This window comes from Weissella sp. ESL1156, from assembly GCF_058505625.1.
The window spans coordinates 607,058-624,047 of sequence record NZ_CP196372.1 but is presented as its reverse complement, the minus strand read 5'-3'; the positions used below and the strand labels follow the sequence as shown (position 1 = coordinate 624,047).

General features: G+C 36.6%; 15 protein-coding genes. 13 read left to right on the top strand and 2 right to left on the bottom strand.

Features of this window, described 5'->3' with window-relative positions; all coding sequences use genetic code 11:
- The first annotated feature begins 7 nt into the window (after positions 1 to 7).
- Together xerC and ACSKY2_RS03070 are read left to right on the top strand one after the other, a co-directional pair.
- Positions 8 to 937: a tyrosine recombinase XerC gene (gene xerC / locus ACSKY2_RS03075; protein WP_489878116.1), complete on the top strand. Its 930-nt coding sequence runs from the start codon at positions 8 to 10 to the stop codon at positions 935 to 937.
- Between the two features lie 63 nt (positions 938 to 1,000).
- On the top strand, positions 1,001 to 1,882 hold the full coding sequence (locus ACSKY2_RS03070) for an aldose 1-epimerase family protein (RefSeq protein ID WP_489878115.1): 882 nt from the start codon (positions 1,001 to 1,003) through the stop codon (positions 1,880 to 1,882).
- Positions 1,883 to 2,049: 167 nt separating this feature from the next.
- On the opposite strand, the gene plsY is transcribed toward ACSKY2_RS03070, so the two are convergent.
- A complete protein-coding gene (plsY, locus tag ACSKY2_RS03065) occupies positions 2,050 to 2,673 on the bottom strand; it encodes a glycerol-3-phosphate 1-O-acyltransferase PlsY (protein WP_489878114.1) in 624 nt (207 codons plus the stop codon).
- 196 nt (positions 2,674 to 2,869) lie between these two features.
- Here plsY and parE point away from each other — a divergent pair, with 196 nt between their 5' ends.
- From parE to ACSKY2_RS03050, 3 genes are all read left to right on the top strand, one after another.
- On the top strand, positions 2,870 to 4,897 hold the full coding sequence (parE, locus tag ACSKY2_RS03060) for a DNA topoisomerase IV subunit B (RefSeq protein WP_489878113.1): 2,028 nt from the start codon (positions 2,870 to 2,872) through the stop codon (positions 4,895 to 4,897).
- Between the two features lie 5 nt (positions 4,898 to 4,902).
- Positions 4,903 to 7,362: a DNA topoisomerase IV subunit A gene (gene parC, locus ACSKY2_RS03055; protein WP_489878112.1), complete on the top strand. Its 2,460-nt coding sequence runs from the start codon at positions 4,903 to 4,905 to the stop codon at positions 7,360 to 7,362.
- A 78-nt stretch (positions 7,363 to 7,440) separates the two neighbouring features.
- Positions 7,441 to 8,367, top strand: coding sequence for a manganese-dependent inorganic pyrophosphatase (locus tag ACSKY2_RS03050; protein WP_489878111.1), 927 nt, complete (start codon positions 7,441 to 7,443; stop codon positions 8,365 to 8,367).
- A 156-nt stretch (positions 8,368 to 8,523) separates the two neighbouring features.
- On the opposite strand, the gene ACSKY2_RS03045 is transcribed toward ACSKY2_RS03050, so the two are convergent.
- Positions 8,524 to 9,141 (bottom strand): GntR family transcriptional regulator, encoded by a 618-nt coding sequence (locus tag ACSKY2_RS03045; RefSeq protein WP_489878110.1) that lies wholly within the window; start codon positions 9,139 to 9,141, stop codon positions 8,524 to 8,526.
- Between the two features lie 245 nt (positions 9,142 to 9,386).
- Here ACSKY2_RS03045 and ACSKY2_RS03040 point away from each other — a divergent pair, with 245 nt between their 5' ends.
- The 8 genes from ACSKY2_RS03040 to ACSKY2_RS03005 all read left to right on the top strand — a co-directional run bounded on the left by ACSKY2_RS03040 (position 9,387) and on the right by ACSKY2_RS03005 (position 16,967).
- Positions 9,387 to 10,649: a quaternary amine ABC transporter ATP-binding protein gene (locus ACSKY2_RS03040; protein WP_489878109.1), complete on the top strand. Its 1,263-nt coding sequence runs from the start codon at positions 9,387 to 9,389 to the stop codon at positions 10,647 to 10,649.
- 1 nt (position 10,650) lies between these two features.
- Positions 10,651 to 12,378, top strand: coding sequence for an ABC transporter permease/substrate binding protein (locus ACSKY2_RS03035; RefSeq protein WP_489878108.1), 1,728 nt, complete (start codon positions 10,651 to 10,653; stop codon positions 12,376 to 12,378).
- 18 nt (positions 12,379 to 12,396) lie between these two features.
- Positions 12,397 to 12,570, top strand: coding sequence for a hypothetical protein (locus ACSKY2_RS03030; RefSeq protein WP_489878107.1), 174 nt, complete (start codon positions 12,397 to 12,399; stop codon positions 12,568 to 12,570).
- A 242-nt stretch (positions 12,571 to 12,812) separates the two neighbouring features.
- Entirely contained in the window at positions 12,813 to 14,180 is a 1,368-nt protein-coding gene (locus ACSKY2_RS03025) for an FAD-dependent oxidoreductase (RefSeq protein WP_489878106.1), read from the top strand.
- A gap of 340 nt (positions 14,181 to 14,520) precedes the next feature.
- Positions 14,521 to 14,724 carry a hypothetical protein gene (locus ACSKY2_RS03020; protein ID WP_489878105.1) on the top strand — a complete coding sequence of 68 codons (204 nt, stop codon included), beginning with the start codon at positions 14,521 to 14,523 and terminating at the stop codon, positions 14,722 to 14,724.
- 29 nt (positions 14,725 to 14,753) lie between these two features.
- Positions 14,754 to 15,374 (top strand): MetQ/NlpA family ABC transporter substrate-binding protein, encoded by a 621-nt coding sequence (locus ACSKY2_RS03015; protein ID WP_489878104.1) that lies wholly within the window; start codon positions 14,754 to 14,756, stop codon positions 15,372 to 15,374.
- A 52-nt stretch (positions 15,375 to 15,426) separates the two neighbouring features.
- On the top strand, positions 15,427 to 15,957 hold the full coding sequence (msrA, locus tag ACSKY2_RS03010) for a peptide-methionine (S)-S-oxide reductase MsrA (protein WP_489878103.1): 531 nt from the start codon (positions 15,427 to 15,429) through the stop codon (positions 15,955 to 15,957).
- Between the two features lie 74 nt (positions 15,958 to 16,031).
- Positions 16,032 to 16,967 (top strand): diacylglycerol/lipid kinase family protein, encoded by a 936-nt coding sequence (locus tag ACSKY2_RS03005; protein WP_489878102.1) that lies wholly within the window; start codon positions 16,032 to 16,034, stop codon positions 16,965 to 16,967.
- The last annotated feature ends 23 nt before the right edge of the window (positions 16,968 to 16,990 follow it).

Sequence of the window (16,990 nt, the reverse complement as noted above, 5' to 3'; positions counted from 1 at the left end):
GATAGTTATGAATAAAACTGAGAATGCAAAACAACTTTTTCTAAATTATTTACGAATTGAAAGACAATATTCAAGTGAAACACAAAGGGCTTATGAGAGTGATATTACTGAATTCCTCGATTTTTTAGTAACGACCCAAGAAAAAGAAAAGATTGATTTAGCCAGTATTACAACTTTTGATGTACGTGTGTTCTTATCTAACCTTTATGAAAAGGGAGATGAATCAAGAACAATTGCTCGTAAGGTAAGTTCATTACGTAGTTTTTATCGCTTTTTAATGAATAATGATATGGTGGCTGATAATCCTTTTGTTGGAATTGTGTTAAAAAAGCCGGGGCAGCATTTGCCACGCTATTTTTATCAAAAAGAATTGACAAGTATGTTTGAAGTTGTTGAAAAAGATAAAACAGTGTTAGGATTACGCAATCAATTGTTACTAGAAATGCTTTATGGCACAGGTGCTCGTGTATCAGAAATAACTAATATGACGTTAACAAGCGTTGATAGCCAGGCACGTATTGTGACGATTACCGGTAAAGGGAATAAAACACGCATTGTTCCCTTTGGTCATTATGCTGAAAATGCGTTAAAACAATATCTAGCAGATAGTCGACCAACATTAGTACAGAGGCAAAAAAACATCACAGGTAATACAGATTGTTTATTTTTAAACCAACATGGCCGTCCTTTGACACCAGCAGGCGTTGAATATACTTTGAAGCAAATCGGGAAAAAAGCTGGTTTGACCCAGGATGTTACAGCTCATATGTTCCGTCATACATTTGCGACGGATCTTTTAAATAATCAGGCTGATTTGCGTACAGTCCAACAATTATTAGGACATAGTAGTTTAAGTACAACGCAAATTTATACACATGTGACAACGGATGCACTACAAAAGAGTTATCGTAATTTTTTTCCCAGAGCGTCAGAATAAAATTGGTAAAGACCAATTTTATTTGGTATGATTAATATAGTACTTAGTTATTGCGGAGGGGTTATGTCAGTTAAACTTGAAAATGAGAATATCACCGTCACTATATCAGAAATGGGTGCAGAACTTACGAGTGTCAAGAGTCGTGAATCTGGATTAGAATACATGTGGACTGCAGATCCTAATTTTTGGGGTCGTCATGCGCCTAATCTATTTCCTATCGTTGGTCGATTAAAGGGTGATCGCTATAAATATCGTGATAAGACATATTTTATGACACAGCATGGTTTTGCTCGTGATAATGAATTTGATTTAGTTGAAAAAACCAATACTATGGCGAGATTACGTTTGGTTGATTCAGAAGAAACGCAATCGATTTATCCGTTCCATTTTCAATTTGATATTATTTATCGATTAACTGAACAAGATACTTTAGGGATTACTTATTTTGTGACCAATACTGATACCCATGAAATTTTCTTTTCCGTAGGTGGTCATCCAGGATTTAGAGTACCTTTAGAAGCAGGTGAAAAGTTTACTGATTATTATGTGAATATTGATCCGGAGCGTAAATATAGTCGTTCTAAGTTAGTTGGACCATATTTAGATAATAATTTAGATACAACTTTTAATTCAGATATTCCTTTACGTTTGCGCTACGATGATTATAAAGATGACGCGATTATTTTGCGATTAGATGGTAATCCAGTGTCTATCATCCTCGCAAAATTAAGTGAGTCTCACGGTGTGACAATGCATATCCAAGATGCAAAATTTGTAGGTATTTGGACACCATATGGTAAAGAGGCACCTTTTGTGTGTTTAGAACCTTGGTGGGGCATAGCTGATACAGTAGATGCTGATGGCATTATTAATCATAAATATGCCATTAACAGTTTAGCACCGGCACAAATATTTACAGGTTCATTTTCATTATCATTCTTTTAGCATTTAGAAGTGAAACATGATTTTAGAATTTGATAATTATGCGATGACAAAAGGCCGTCAACCTACCAGTTATGGTGAGTTGATGGCCTTTAATACGTTATAGCAAATGATAAACGTTTTAATATTTTCGTGTACCTGTAAAAATTAGGTAAGATTATTTTAATAAATTATTTTTTTGACAACCAGTAGCCAAATCCAAATGGTACTTTTGACTCAGTACCATGAAAAATGCGACTGATATTGCCACGATGCCGATAAAATACAAAAATCGTTAGCACTAAAGCAATTGTTGTTAACAGCCAGTCATGTAACCAAAAAGCAGATAATAATGTTACAGTAGCAAAACCAAGCATTGAACCAACTGATACCATACTAGTGACAAGGATAGCAGTTATAAAGGCAATGACAGCAGCTAAAAACATTGCTGGACTATACAGGAGCAAAACACCGACTGAAGTGGCGACTGCTTTGCCACCTTTAAAGCCGATCCACATTGAAAATGTGTGCCCTAGAATTGCACCGAGACCGACGACCATAAATGTCCAATGGGGTGTTGGACCCCAAATAGCAGCCATTGCGGCACCTAGGATACCTTTGCATAAATCTAAAATTAGTACAATGGTACCAGGGAGTGGCCCTAAAGTACGGAAAGTATTTGTTGTTCCGATATTTCCTGAACCTAGCTCAAGAATATTTTTTTTATAAAAAATTTTTCCAATCCAAAATCCTGATGGAATCGCACCAAATAAATAGGCCAATACAAAACTAATAATAAAATGAAAAACCGTCACAACGATAGCTCCTTAGATATTTTTTCATGATTGTCAGGTTCTTATTAGATAAAGAACGTTATCTATTCTAGCATGTTTATGGTATTTGTAACTTTAATTTTTTTTAATAGTATTGCACCAAAGGTTAGTTTTGAGCTATTATGAAATTTGAAACGCGTTAAAGCGCAAGTTAAATTTATATGAAAGGGAAACGTCCATGACAAAGAAAAATGATTATTCGGATGATTCCATTACAGTTTTAGAAGGGCTGGAAGCAGTTCGCAAGCGACCAGGAATGTATATTGGATCAACAGATAGTAAAGGATTACATCATTTAGTGTATGAAATCTTTGATAATGCTGTTGATGAGGCATTAGCTGGCTATGGTAATGAAATCAATGTAACCATTCATGAAAATAACGCCATTACAGTGGTGGATCATGGTCGCGGTATGCCTGTTGGTATGCATGCTTCTGGTAAGCCAACACCAGAGGTTATCTTAACAGTCTTACATGCTGGTGGAAAATTTGGGCAAGGAGGCTATAAAACTTCTGGTGGCCTACATGGTGTTGGTTCTTCTGTTGTTAATGCATTATCAAGTGATTTAGTGGTCACAATTGTTCGTGATGGTGTGAAATACCAAGAACATTTTGTGAATGGTGGTCATCCAGATGGTACCTTAAATAAAATTGGTAAAACTAAAGAAAAATCAGGAACGACCATTACATTTAAACCAGACAAAACAATTTTTTCAACAACGATTTATAATTTCAATACATTGGCTGAACGATTACGAGAATCGGCTTTTTTGTTGCGTAATGTCAAAATTACATTAACTGATGAGCGACCTGGTCAAGAACAAACAGAAATTTATCACTTTTCAGAAGGTATCAAAGCATTTGTTAGTTATTTAAATGAAGACAAAGATACCCTAGGCGACATCATGTATTTTGATGGTACCGCACAAGGGGTTGAAGTTGAAGTTGCAGCACAATATAATGATGGCTTTTCAGAAACAATGATGTCTTTTGTTAATAATGTGCGAACGCCTGATGGTGGTACTCATGAAGCGGGATTACGCTCAGCTTGGACAAAAGCATTTAACGAATATGCTCGTAAAGTTAATCTGCTAAAAGAAAAAGATAAGAATTTAGAAGGTTCTGATGTTCGTGAGGGATTATCTGCAGTGATTTCATTGCGAATTCCAGAAAATATACTGCAATTTGAAGGACAAACGAAAGAAAAGTTAGGGACGCCAGAAGCACGGACAATTGTGGACAATATCATTACTGAACAACTGGGCTTTTACCTGATGGAAAATGGTGAATTTTCGCAAAGCTTAATTCGTAAATCGTTACGTGCACGTGAAGCGCGTGAAGCGGCTCGAAAAGCACGTGATGAAGCCCGCACAGGCAAGAAAAAAGGTAAAAGTGAGCGCTTACTATCTGGTAAATTAACACCAGCACAGTCTAAAAATGCAAATCAAAATGAATTGTTCTTAGTGGAGGGTGATTCCGCTGGTGGTTCAGCAAAACAAGGTCGTAATCGTAAATTCCAAGCAATTCTACCTTTACGTGGTAAAGTTCTTAATACTGAAAAAGCAAAGTTAGCGGACATTATGAAGAATGAAGAAATAGCGACCATTATTTATACGATTGGTGCAGGTGTCGGTCCTGAGTTTAAGGTAGAAGATTCACATTACGATAAAATCATTATCATGACCGATGCTGATGATGATGGTGCTCACATTCAAACTTTACTATTAACTTTTTTTTATAAGTATATGCGTCCATTAATTAATGCTGGTAAAGTTTATATTGCTTTACCACCATTGTATATGTTGAGACGGGGCAAAGGTAGACAACAGCAAATTGAATATGCTTGGACTGATGCACAACTAGCGGAAGCTGAAAAGAAAATTGGTCGTGGTTATACGCTACAACGGTTTAAAGGTCTTGGGGAAATGAATGCTGAACAACTATGGGCAACAACAATGGATCCAACACAGCGTACATTGATACGTGTCAAAATCAATGATGCAATGTTAGCTGAAAAACGCGTGACAACATTGATGGGCGACAAGGTTGAGCCTCGTCGTAAATGGATTGAAAATAATGTTGCTTTTAATTTCGTTGAAGAAGGTGATACCTTACTTGATGAAACGGCTCAGTCTGAAGAGACAAATACCCAAAGTAATGAATTTGTTGCGCCAATAATCGAGAGTTGGCAAGACAAAAAGGAGTAAATTGAATGGTAGAATCTGGAAACATTCAAGAATTAAGTTTAGAAGCAGTCATGGGTGACCGGTTCGGACGATATTCAAAATATATTATTCAAGAGCGTGCATTACCAGATATTCGTGATGGACTAAAGCCGGTCCAACGACGGATTTTGTATGCAATGAATAAGGACGGCAATACGTACGATAAGCAATTTCGTAAATCTGCAAAATCAGTTGGAAATGTCATGGGTAACTTTCATCCGCATGGTGATTCATCGATTTATGAAGCACTGGTACGGATGTCACAGGATTGGAAGTTACGTGCACCTTTAATTGAAATGCATGGTAACAATGGATCAATTGATAATGATCCACCAGCAGCAATGCGTTATACCGAAGCAAGATTATCCAAATTAGCAGGAGAAATGTTACGAGACTTGGATAAAGAAACGGTTGATATGGTATTAAATTTTGATGATACTGAATATGAGCCAACCGTTTTACCAGCGCATTTTCCTAATTTATTAGTGAATGGTGCGACGGGTATTTCAGCAGGGTATGCGACAGATATTCCGCCTCATAATATGGGTGAGGTGATTGATGCATTAATCTATCTTTTAGCTCATCCTAAAGCAACTTTAGATGATTTAATGGCTTTTGTGCAGGGACCTGATTTTCCAACAGGTGGTATTATTCAAGGGATTGATGGTATTAAGTCGGCTTATAAAAATGGGCGCGGTCGTATTATTGTTCGTTCAAAAACAGAAATTGTTCCCTTAAAGGGGGGTAAATCACAAATACAAGTAAGTGAAATTCCTTATGAAGTTAATAAAGCTAATTTGGTTAAGAAAATAGATGAAATCCGTCTCAACAAGGAAGTATCCGGCATTATTGAAGTCCGTGATGAATCTGACCGTGATGGTTTATCGATTGCCATTGAGTTGAGTAAAGATGCGAATGTCAATGGTATTTTAACTTATTTGTTAAAAAAGACTGATTTGCAAGTCACTTATAACTTCAACATGGTGGCGATTCATAACTTACGACCTGAACGGGTAGGATTAAAAACAGCTTTACAAGCCTTTTTAGACCATCAAGTTGAAATTATTACTAAGCGGACAACCTTTGATCTACGTAAGGCAAAGGAACGGCAACATATTGTCACAGGGTTGATTAAGGCACTTTCAATTCTTGATGAAGTGATTGCGACGATTCGTGGTTCTGAAGATCGTAAGCATGCAAAACAAAATTTAGTCGATCAATTTTCGTTTACACTCGAGCAAGCTGAAGCAATTGTTACTTTACAGTTGTATCGATTAACAAATACAGATGTGACACAGTTGCAGGCGGAATTCGAAGAGCTGTCAGAGAAGATTATGCATTATAATGCAATTCTTTCTGAACCAAAAACCTTGCGACAAGAACTACGACAAGAATTAAAAGTGATTAAGAAGAATTACAGTACACCTCGTTTGACACAGATTGAGGCAGATGTGCAAGAGTTAAAATATGACCCAACAGTAACGGTAGCTGATGAAGATGTGGCTGTTTTGGTATCAAAAATGGGCTATGTTAAGCGGGCATCATTACGGTCGTATAAAGCTTCTGGTGATGATAATGGTCTAAAAGATGGTGATGACGCTATTTTCATTAATCGTGTGAATACACTGCAACATGTCTTCTTTTTTACTAACAAAGGTCATGTGATTTATCGACCAGTTCATGAACTACCAGAATTCAAGTGGAAGGACCCTGGGGAACATTTATCACAGACAATTAGTGGTTTTGTTTCTGATGAAGAAATTATTCATGTAGAAATTGTCAAAGATATAGATGCGTTATCAGGCACTTGGTTGAGTGCAACAAACGATGGCTATATTAAGCAATTTAATTTTAGCGATTTGATGCCTAAAAGTACTTATAAAAAACGTAGTACAACCTATATGAAATTGAAAACTGCCACAACAAATATTGTTGGCTTAGAACGTTTAACCATTGGCGATGCAGCAAAGCGAACAGTTGTTTTGACTTCGCAACATGCAATGGGGTTACGCTATGATGTGGCTGAGGTACCAATATCAGGAAATCGTACAGCTGGTGTGAAAGCAATGAACCTAGCAACAGATGATCAAGTGATTAGCATGGCAACGGCAATTGATGATCAGGCTTTAGCGATTATTACACAACGTGGTGCGTTTAAATGGATGCTGGTTAATGAGATTCCGGTAACAAGTCGTGCTCGTAAAGGTGTTGCGATATTACGTGAATTAAAGAAAGATTCGCACGAAATTGTGGCGACAGTAATTGTTGACCAGCAATCCCCTAAGCCATTATCGATTTATACGACACGAGGAAAGCAATTTGATGTGATGCCAAATGATCACGCACTTGCCCAAAGATATAGTAATGGTAGTTTCATTATTGATGTGTCAGTCGATGGGCAACCAATTAATATGCAAATGTATCAAGAAATAAAAATGGTAAATTAAAATTTTTATAGCTGAATCCCCTTGAAAAAAGGTGTATTATTAAAATAATAAAAAAATAATGAATTGGAGAATTATCTGATGGCTAAGACATTGGTTTTTGGACACCAAAATCCTGATACAGATACAATTGCTTCTGCAATTTCTGCATCATACTTTTTGAACAAGGCATATCACATGGAAACAGAGGCAGTGGCACTTGGAACGCCGAATGCTGAAACAATGTATGCATTAAACTACTTTAAAGTGGCCACACCACGTGTTATTGAAAATGCTGATACTGAAGAGGTTATCTTGGTGGATCATAACGAAGCTAGTCAATCTGTTGCCAATTTGGCTGATGTGACAGTAGCTGGGGTGTATGATCATCACAAAATCAATTTTACTTCATCAGCACCTTTGTGGTTTATCAGTAAGCCATTAGGTTCTGTTGCAACGATATTGTATTATGAATACCAGAATGCAGGTATTAGTGTTCCCACAGATATTGCAGGGATGATGTTATCAGCAATTATTTCAGATACATTGTTGTTGAAGAGTCCAACGACAACGCCATTAGATGAGCCAGCATTGACAGGCTTAGCAAAAATTGCTGGGTTGGCTGATTATGAAGCCTACGGACTAGAAATGTTGAAAGCTGGTACAGATCTTTCTACGAAATCAGCAACTGATTTGATTGATGGTGATGCAAAATCATTTGAATTAGCTGGTAAGACGATTCGTATTGGTCAAGTCAATACAGTCGATGTTAATGATGTCTTTGCACGTCGCGATGAAATTGTTGCTGCTATTCAGGCAGAACTTGCTGATAAAGGCTATGACACGTTTGTATTTGTTGTAACGAATATTTTGGATTCGGATTCAGATATTCTTGTTTTGGGTGAAAATCAAGATAAAGTTGCAGCAGCATTTGGTGTTAGCTTAGTTGATGGTCGTGCGTCATTACCCGGTGTTGTTTCACGTAAGAAGCAAGTTGTACCACCGTTGACGACAGCATTTGAAGGATAAATAAAAAGAATTGTGGACCATACACTTAATAGTGAGTGTATAGGCCTGCAATTCTTTTTTTATTATAGAGTATGGTGCTTAATGTTTTATTAGATATATTCACTATGTTAAAATGGCATAGTGAACGATGTTGGTTATTGGCTGATAACTGAATAGCTATTCATAAAATAATTTGTAAACATTTTGGACACTCAGTTCATTGCCAACGAAATAAAGCGTATCATTTTTGAAGATTTTAGCATACGGACCAGGTGACAAAGTTAAATGATTTTCATGGAGAATGCCAACAAGTGTTGTACCGGTAATATGCCAAAAATTTAATTCGCTAATTGTTTTATTAAACATTGGTGATTCGTTACTAAGATGTAATTCGTAGGGTATAAATGGGTTATGTTGCTTATAGTACTGAGTATGTTCGATGAAATCATTTAAAGATTGTGTCAGGCTGTCTAATCCAGCTTGTTGATCAGCGATTTGATGTATTAAATCTGTCTGTAAATTTTGTAAATCTTGTGTATCGTTTTCAGATTTAATAAAATCTTGTGCTTTGTCACGTGAAATAATAATTGCACCGCTACCATGATGGGATTCAACGATACCAAGATCTACCAAAACGCTAATTGCACGGCGTGCCGTTTCAGCTGATACGCCATAACTGGTTGCTAATGTAGAACGTGCGTGGATTTTTTCACCTACCTGTAGTCGACCATTATTAATTTGTTCGGCAATTCTTAGAGCGATTATACGATATCGAGGTTGTTTAATGGATGGCATAGATCGTCCTCCTAAATTAGTCATGTAATTTTAGAATATCATAGATTAGAAGTAACGTCTGCTGCAAGTTAAATGGTTTAGTAATTGGTCATAGTTATTTTTAAGCTTTATATATGTTTAATTTAAACTTTTTTTATTATTGGTATAGTTTGTAATATTTGACCGAAGTGCCAACTTTGTGTTTAAAATAGAGTTGTCACTTAGCGGAAGTCAAAATCTTTCGATCAAGTAGGAGGAGAAAATATATGTCAAAGGTTAGAATTGAACACCTGACTAAGATTTTCGGAAAGCGTGTCAAGCCAGCTCTACAATTGGTGGAGAATCACGCATCAAAAACTGATATCTTAAAGAAGACAGGCGCTACAGTTGGTGTATACGACGCTAACCTGTCTGTTGAAGAAGGTGAAATTTTTGTTATCATGGGACTTTCTGGTTCTGGTAAATCAACGTTGATTCGCTTACTGAATCGACTAATTGAACCAACATCTGGGCACATTTACATTGATGATGAAGACGTTTCAAAATTAAATAAAGAAGAGTTATTAGAAGTTCGTCGTAAGAAGATGAGTATGGTTTTCCAAAGTTTTGGTCTTTTTCCTCATCGGACGATTCTACAAAATACAGAGTATGGTCTAGAGGTGCAGGGTGTCCCAAAGGATGAGCGTCGCAAAAAAGCTGAAAAAGCACTTGATAATGCTAATTTGTTAGCATTTAAGGACCAATATCCAAATCAATTGTCGGGTGGTATGCAACAACGTGTGGGGCTAGCACGTGCACTGGCAAATGACCCTGAGATTTTGTTAATGGATGAGGCATTTTCAGCACTTGATCCGTTGATTCGTCGCGATATGCAAGATGAGTTATTGGACTTACAAGAACAATATAAAAAAACAATTATTTTTATTTCACACGATTTGAATGAAGCATTGCGTATTGGTGATCGAATTGCCATCATGAAAGATGGTGAGATCGTTCAAGTTGGCACCGGTGAGGAGATTGTGACACAACCTGCAAATGATTATGTCCGAGCCTTCGTTGAAGATGTTGATCGTTCAAAGGTGTTAACTGCGGAAAACATTATGATTCCACCATTCTTTACGAATATTGAGGTCGATGGTCCGAATGTTGCTCTTAAAAAGATGCGTACTGAAGAGGTATCTGGCTTAATTGCCGTTGATCGTAAGCGTCAATTCCGAGGCTTTATTTCTAGTGAAGCAGCTATTCGTGCTCGTACTGAAGGGCTATCATTGGCGGAGGTTGCTACGCAGATTCCAACAGTTGCGCCAGATATGTTAGTAATGGACATTATGCCAATCATTTACGATTCACCGACACCTTTGGCTGTTGTTGAACCGGATGGTCGCTTACGCGGCATCTTAATTCGTGGTCGTGTATTGGAAGCCCTTGCCGAAAATGGTCAGTCAGAAGAATCTGAGGCCGTTAAAAATGAAGTTGAAAAACATGCTGAATCTGAGACAGCTCAATTAGAGACAAAGGAGGAGGTATAATATGTTTGTTTTAGCAGATTTATTTCCTAAGTTGCCATTAGGGCCATGGGTTGACTCAGGTGTTGATTGGTTAACGAAACACTTGAGTGGTCTGTTTGATGCCATTCAAAGTGGTGGAAATGCAGTGATGAATACCATGACGAATGCTTTGATGGCGATTCCAGTATGGCTATTCATTATTGGGATGACTATTTTTGCCATATTGATGTTTGGGAAAAAATGGGGCTTCCCACTATTTACATTTATTGGACTATTAATTGTTGAAAATCAGGATTTATGGTCTGATTTAATGAATACATTTACGTTAGTCATTATTTCTAGTTTGATATCAATTGTTATTGGTGTCCCATTAGGAATTTGGATGGCGAAGAACGAGACTGTTAATAAAATTGTTCAACCAATACTGGACTTTATGCAGACAATGCCGGCCTTTGTTTACTTGATCCCTGCAGTTGCATTTTTTGGTATTGGTGTTGTGCCAGGGGTCTTTGCCTCGGTTATTTTCGCATTACCACCGACAGTTCGTATGTCAAACTTAGGAATTCGTCAGGTACCTAATGATTTAGTTGAGGCAGCGGATTCGTTTGGTTCAACGGGAAAACAAAAATTATTTAAAGTGGAATTGCCACTTGCTAAAGGAACGATTTTTTCAGGTATTAATCAAACATTAATGTTAGCATTATCAATGGTTGTTATTGCATCAATGATTGGTGCACCTGGGTTAGGACGTGGTGTTCTATCCGCTGTTCAAAATGCTGATATTGGTAAAGGTTTTGTTAATGGTTTGTCACTAGTTGTACTAGCCATTATCATTGATCGATTCACACAAAAACTTAATCAAAAGCCTGCTGAAAAAGCGGAGCCAACAAAGCATCATTGGAAAGTCTGGACGGCACTAGTTGTTGCTATAGCCATGATTGGCGGTGGTGTTGTGACTTCATTAACTTCGGCTAATTCACATAAAGAATCAATTAATTTGGTTTATGTGCAATGGGATTCTGAAGTGGCTTCAAGTAACGTTTTAGCACAAGCAATGCGTCAACATGGTTATCAGGTAGAACTGACGCCATTAGATAATTCAATTATGTGGCAATCAGTTGCTAATGGCCAAGCTGATGCATCCGTTTCTGCTTGGTTACCATTAACTCACAAGGCACAATATAAGAAATATAAGAACGATATTGATTTGCTTGGACCTAACTTGAAAGGCGCAACGACAGGTTTGGTTGTCCCAAAGTATATGAACGTTAATTCAATTGGTGATTTGCAAAATCAAGCGGGTAAGAAAGTGACTGGTATTGAACCAGGAGCTGGTGTAACAACATCTGCAGAAAAAGCTTTGAAGGACTATGGCCTAGATAGTAAGGGTTGGCAAGTGACACCTTCATCATCAGGTGCAATGGCAGTTGCACTTGGTAAGGCAATCAAAGCAAAGCAAGACATTGTGGTTACTGGTTGGGAACCACATTGGATGTTCCAAAAGTATGATTTGAAGTATTTGAAGGATCCAAAAAAGTCATTTGGTGATGCCGAATCTATTAATACAATGACTCGTAAGGGGCTGAAGGAGGACAAACCGGATGCTTATAAGGTCTTAAAGAACTTTAAATGGACCAAAAAAGATATGGGTAAAGTGATGTTAGATATTCAAAATGGTAAATCACCTAAGCAAGCAGCAAATGCTTGGATCAAGCAACATCAATCAAAAGTTGATGCTTGGTTTAAGTAATAGGAGAAATGACATTATATGTTAACCGAACAAATTGAAGATGCCTGTATCTATTTTGTGGTATTCACAATCGCAGTGGTCGTTAGTATCACGATTATGGCAGACAATTCACTGTTTGCACAGATTATGATGACACTTGGTGCTATGACCGGTACAGTCATGTTAGTCAGACAGTGGCGTAACAATTATTGAGGTTTTAACCATGACAATAAATTGTCATGGTTTTTTTGTGTGCAAAATTTGAATTTTAATTGACTTTATTGTGAAATACTTTACAATATACATGTGATGCATTTAACTTAATATTTACGTTTTATGTATGGCACGTTGATTTAATAGAGATTTTAAGGGTGATTTATTGTGAATAAAAGTATAAATAGATGCTTTTAAATACACAAATATCATCTGATATAAATAATAGGGTAGGTAAGTTAATGAAGATTGCAGTTATTGGTAGTACGCATGCAGGCACGTTTTCAGCAACACAAATTAAGCAACAATATCCTGAGGCTGAAGTCACAGTTTATGAGCAACATACAACCGTTTCATTTTTATCATGCGGCATCGCTCTATGGATTGGTAATCATATATCTGATGAGCAACGAATGTTTTATGAATCGCCAGTATCAATGATAAAACAAGGAATTAATATGAAGATGCAACATCAAGTTATTGCAGCTGATTTAGCATCAAAAAAGGTTGATAGTAAGAATTTAATAACGGGTGAAATAAATACTGAAATATTTGATAAAATCATTATTACGACAGGATCTAAACCACTTATTCCAGATATCAAAGGTATTCGTAGTAAGAATATTTATATGGTAAAATCTTGGGAAGATGCTAACCGCCTCAAAAAAGTTGCTAATGATGTGAAACGTGTCATTGTCATTGGTGCAGGTTATATTGGTGCTGAGGTTGCTGAACAATTTTCAGTGCTTGGTAAAAAGGTGACCTTAATTGATGGTTCTGAGCATGTGTTACCTAAAAATTTTAGTCCCGTTATCACTGACCGTTTGGCAGAAGCTTTTAAGGAAAATCAAGTTAGTCTGGCGTTAAATCAAATGGTAACTTCTTTTCAAGATTTGTCGACAGGTGGCATTCGAGTAACAACTGATAAAGGATCATATGAAGCCGATATTGCCATTTTAGGTATTGGATTTTTACCAAATACAGCACTATTTGAGGGTCAAATCGACATGCTAGATAATGGTGCAATCAAGACAAATGAGTATATGGAAACGTCAGTGCCCGATGTATTTGCCGCTGGAGATGCAGCAACTGTTTTTTATAATCCAACACAAGACTATGATTACATACCGTTGGCAACGAATGCTATACGCCAAGGAATGATAGTTGCTCGCAATATTAATGGTCATCAACTTGCTTACTCGGGCACACAAGCGACCTCTGCGGTTGAATTATATGGTTATGCGATGTCAGCAACGGGAATGAATCAGCAATCAGCAGAGAATTATGGTTTTACTGCGGTTGAGACAGTTTATGAAGCAGATTATCGACCAGATTTTATGTTATCAACAACTTCGGTATTAACTACCTTAACTTGGGAAAAGACTAGTCGTCGAATATTAGGTGCAGCCTTTATGTCAAAACATGATATTTCTCTTGCAGCTAATGTGGTTTCTTTGGCTATTCAAAACCAAATGACTATTGATGATTTGGCAATGTCGGACTTTTTTTTCCAACCAAATTTCACACAGCCCATAAACTTTGTTGGTGATGTAGCCTTACAAGCGATTCATGAAGCTGATGAAAAACAAAGTATTGACTTAAAAATGTGAATCGTATAATATATAGTTCGTAAACAAAACAAATATTGAAACAAGTTGACCAGGGAAGTATACAATATCCGCAATTTAGAGAGTCATGATTTGGTGCGACATGATATGAGGAAGTTAGTAGAAAATGGCCTGTGATTGGGTATGATGAGTGGCAAGTTCATGAATGATACACGGATTGGTCGCCGTTATTGGACACACGTATAGGCAATGCATCATATCGCACCCTGCTCGCACGTTTGAAGTTTTGTTGAGTAATCAATGAAAAAAATAGAATGGTAACACGATAAGTCGTTTCTAGGTAAAACCTAGTAACGACTTTTTTATTTTTAAGGAGTAAAACATGAATACAAAAGTTAAACATGGTTTATTAGAAACGATTGTGGCAATTGGTATTGGTATTGTTGGCATTGGTGGAATTAATACAACGGTGTCAGCTGATAGTCATTCACGGACAGTGACAGTTGGTTTAGTTGGCGATTCTGATAGACAATTGTGGCAATACGTTAAAAAAGATGCTGCCCAAAAATACCATATAAACATTTAAACATTAAATTAAAAGTATTTACTGATTATGTGAAACCAAATCAAGCATTGGTTGATAAATCAATTGATTTGAATGCTATGCAGACAATTGCCTATTTCAATGAACAAAATAAGCATCTTGGTAATAAACTTGTCCCAATCGGTAAGACATATGTGACACCAATACGTATATATTCTGAAAAATATAAAAAGTTAGCTGACTTACCTCAAAAAGCCACGATTATTGTGCCAAATGATGGGTCCAATGAAAAACGCGCTTTAGATGTGTTAGAGTCTGCAAAGTTAATCAAATATGACCATTCAAAAAAACTACCAGGTGTTAAAGACATCACAACAAATAAGAAGCATTTTCATATCAAGGAAGTTAATTCTGAACAAACAGCATCTGCCCTTAAAGGTGTTGATGCGGGGGTCGTTAATACAAATTATGCATTAGATGCTAAATTAGATATTGACAAAGCATTATATACAGAACCAGTAAATAAGGCAAATAGGGGTTATATTAATATTATTGTGGCTCGCAAAGGTACTCAAAATAAGAAAATATATCGACAAGTTGTAAAAGCATATCAAACCGATCAAACAAAAGCACATATGAAGGCATTGTATGGATCAGCTGAAAAAGCAGCATGGGATATTAAATTGAAATAAAACAATAAAAATACATGAATAAGTGATGATATAGAATATGAGGAGAGAGATAATGACAGAAGAGACGGCAATTTTTGCGGGTGGTTGTTTTTGGTGTATGGTTGAACCTTTTGAAACATTACCAGGTATCTTAAAAGTACGTTCTGGTTATACAGGTGGATTTAAAGATCATCCAACCTATGCACAAGTAAAGGCACATGAAACAGGCCATACGGAAGCAGTGAAAATTTGGTTTGATCCAGATATTGTGAGCTATGAAGATTTAGTCAAATTATATTGGCAAACCGCTGATCCAACTGATGCAATGGGACAATTTCAAGATCGTGGCGATAACTATAGACCGGTGATTTTTGTTAACTCGAATGAACAACTAGCTATTGCTAAGCAATCAAAAGAGGCATTAATCGCAAGTCACATTTTTGGTGATGATGAAATTGTGACAAAAATTGAGCAAGCAAAAATTTTTTGGGATGCTGAAGAAGAACATCAACAATTTTATCGAAAGCACGCTGATATTTATGCTGATGAAAAAAAGGACCGCGATGCATACAAGCAAAAGTTTTGGGGAACACGCGATAATTAAATTAGATGATATGAAACATTGATATAATTAGCTATACTTGTAGTTAGTGAATCAACGAAGGGATAACTATCAAAATGAGGTATAGCTTTTTTGTGAATCCAATTGCAGGTAATGGTTTAGCAAAGAAAAAATGGCGTATTTTACGAAAATATTTAGATAAATATGAATTTCGATATGATGTGCAGTGGTCTCAAATATCTGGTAATATGACGCAACAATTGCAGACACTTGATTTAGACAAACAACAGGTCGTTATTTTGGGTGGGGATGGCACGTTACATGAAGCCTTAAACGGGTTAGCTAAAAATAAAAAGCAGAGACAGCCGATTGCATATATACCTGCTGGATCGGGGAATGATTTTGCGAGAAGCCATCACGTGTCTCAAAATCCGATCGAAGCGTTTAAACGTATCGATCAGGCAGTTAGACGTCATGAAGTGACTATGCTAGATATTGGTAACTATATTGATAGACAAACGCATGAAGAATACTTTTTTGTAAATAATTTTGGTATTGGTATCGATGCAACAACAGTTGCTTTAGCAAATCAATCTACTTTAAAACAATGGTTGAATAAAATTCATTTGGGCAGTGTCAGTTACTTGTTGTCTGCTTTTCAAAGTGTGCAACAGCAAGATGCATTTGAAGTAACATTACAATTATTGGATACCGACAAAATAATCCATAATCAGCAAGGTTATTTATTAACAATTTCCAATCAGCCTTATTTTGGTGGTGGTATAAAAATTGCACCTGGCGCTAATGCCAAAGATGGCTTATTTGATATTGTGCTTGTTGATCGACCTAAAAATTTACGGCGTCTTCTATGGTTAGTTGGTGCTTTACTGAGGGGACATCATTATTTTTATAAAGAAGTGTATCATGTCCAAGCAGCTCAGATTCGTTTAAAAACAATCAAATTAGAATATAGCCATTTAGATGGTGAGATTTTGGCTGTTAAGACCTATGACGTGACATTAAAATCATTAAAATATCCATTTTTCTTATAAATAAAATATCTATAAAAAGCCGT

Bases quoted from the DNA above. Each gene is read 5' to 3' on its own strand.
- ACSKY2_RS03020 (WP_489878105.1), top strand. From the start codon at position 14,521: ATGAATACAAAAGTTAAACATGGTTTATTAGAAACGATTGTGGCAATT.
- parE (WP_489878113.1), top strand. From the start codon at position 2,870: ATGACAAAGAAAAATGATTATTCGGATGATTCCATTACAGTTTTAGAA.
- parC (WP_489878112.1), top strand. From the start codon at position 4,903: ATGGTAGAATCTGGAAACATTCAAGAATTAAGTTTAGAAGCAGTCATG.
- ACSKY2_RS03045 (WP_489878110.1), bottom strand. From the start codon at position 9,141: ATGCCATCCATTAAACAACCTCGATATCGTATAATCGCTCTAAGAATT.
- ACSKY2_RS03030 (WP_489878107.1), top strand. From the start codon at position 12,397: ATGTTAACCGAACAAATTGAAGATGCCTGTATCTATTTTGTGGTATTC.
- ACSKY2_RS03035 (WP_489878108.1), top strand. From the start codon at position 10,651: ATGTTTGTTTTAGCAGATTTATTTCCTAAGTTGCCATTAGGGCCATGG.
- msrA (WP_489878103.1), top strand. From the start codon at position 15,427: ATGACAGAAGAGACGGCAATTTTTGCGGGTGGTTGTTTTTGGTGTATG.
- xerC (WP_489878116.1), top strand. From the start codon at position 8: ATGAATAAAACTGAGAATGCAAAACAACTTTTTCTAAATTATTTACGA.
- ACSKY2_RS03040 (WP_489878109.1), top strand. From the start codon at position 9,387: ATGTCAAAGGTTAGAATTGAACACCTGACTAAGATTTTCGGAAAGCGT.
- ACSKY2_RS03050 (WP_489878111.1), top strand. From the start codon at position 7,441: ATGGCTAAGACATTGGTTTTTGGACACCAAAATCCTGATACAGATACA.
- ACSKY2_RS03025 (WP_489878106.1), top strand. From the start codon at position 12,813: ATGAAGATTGCAGTTATTGGTAGTACGCATGCAGGCACGTTTTCAGCA.
- ACSKY2_RS03005 (WP_489878102.1), top strand. From the start codon at position 16,032: ATGAGGTATAGCTTTTTTGTGAATCCAATTGCAGGTAATGGTTTAGCA.
- ACSKY2_RS03070 (WP_489878115.1), top strand. From the start codon at position 1,001: ATGTCAGTTAAACTTGAAAATGAGAATATCACCGTCACTATATCAGAA.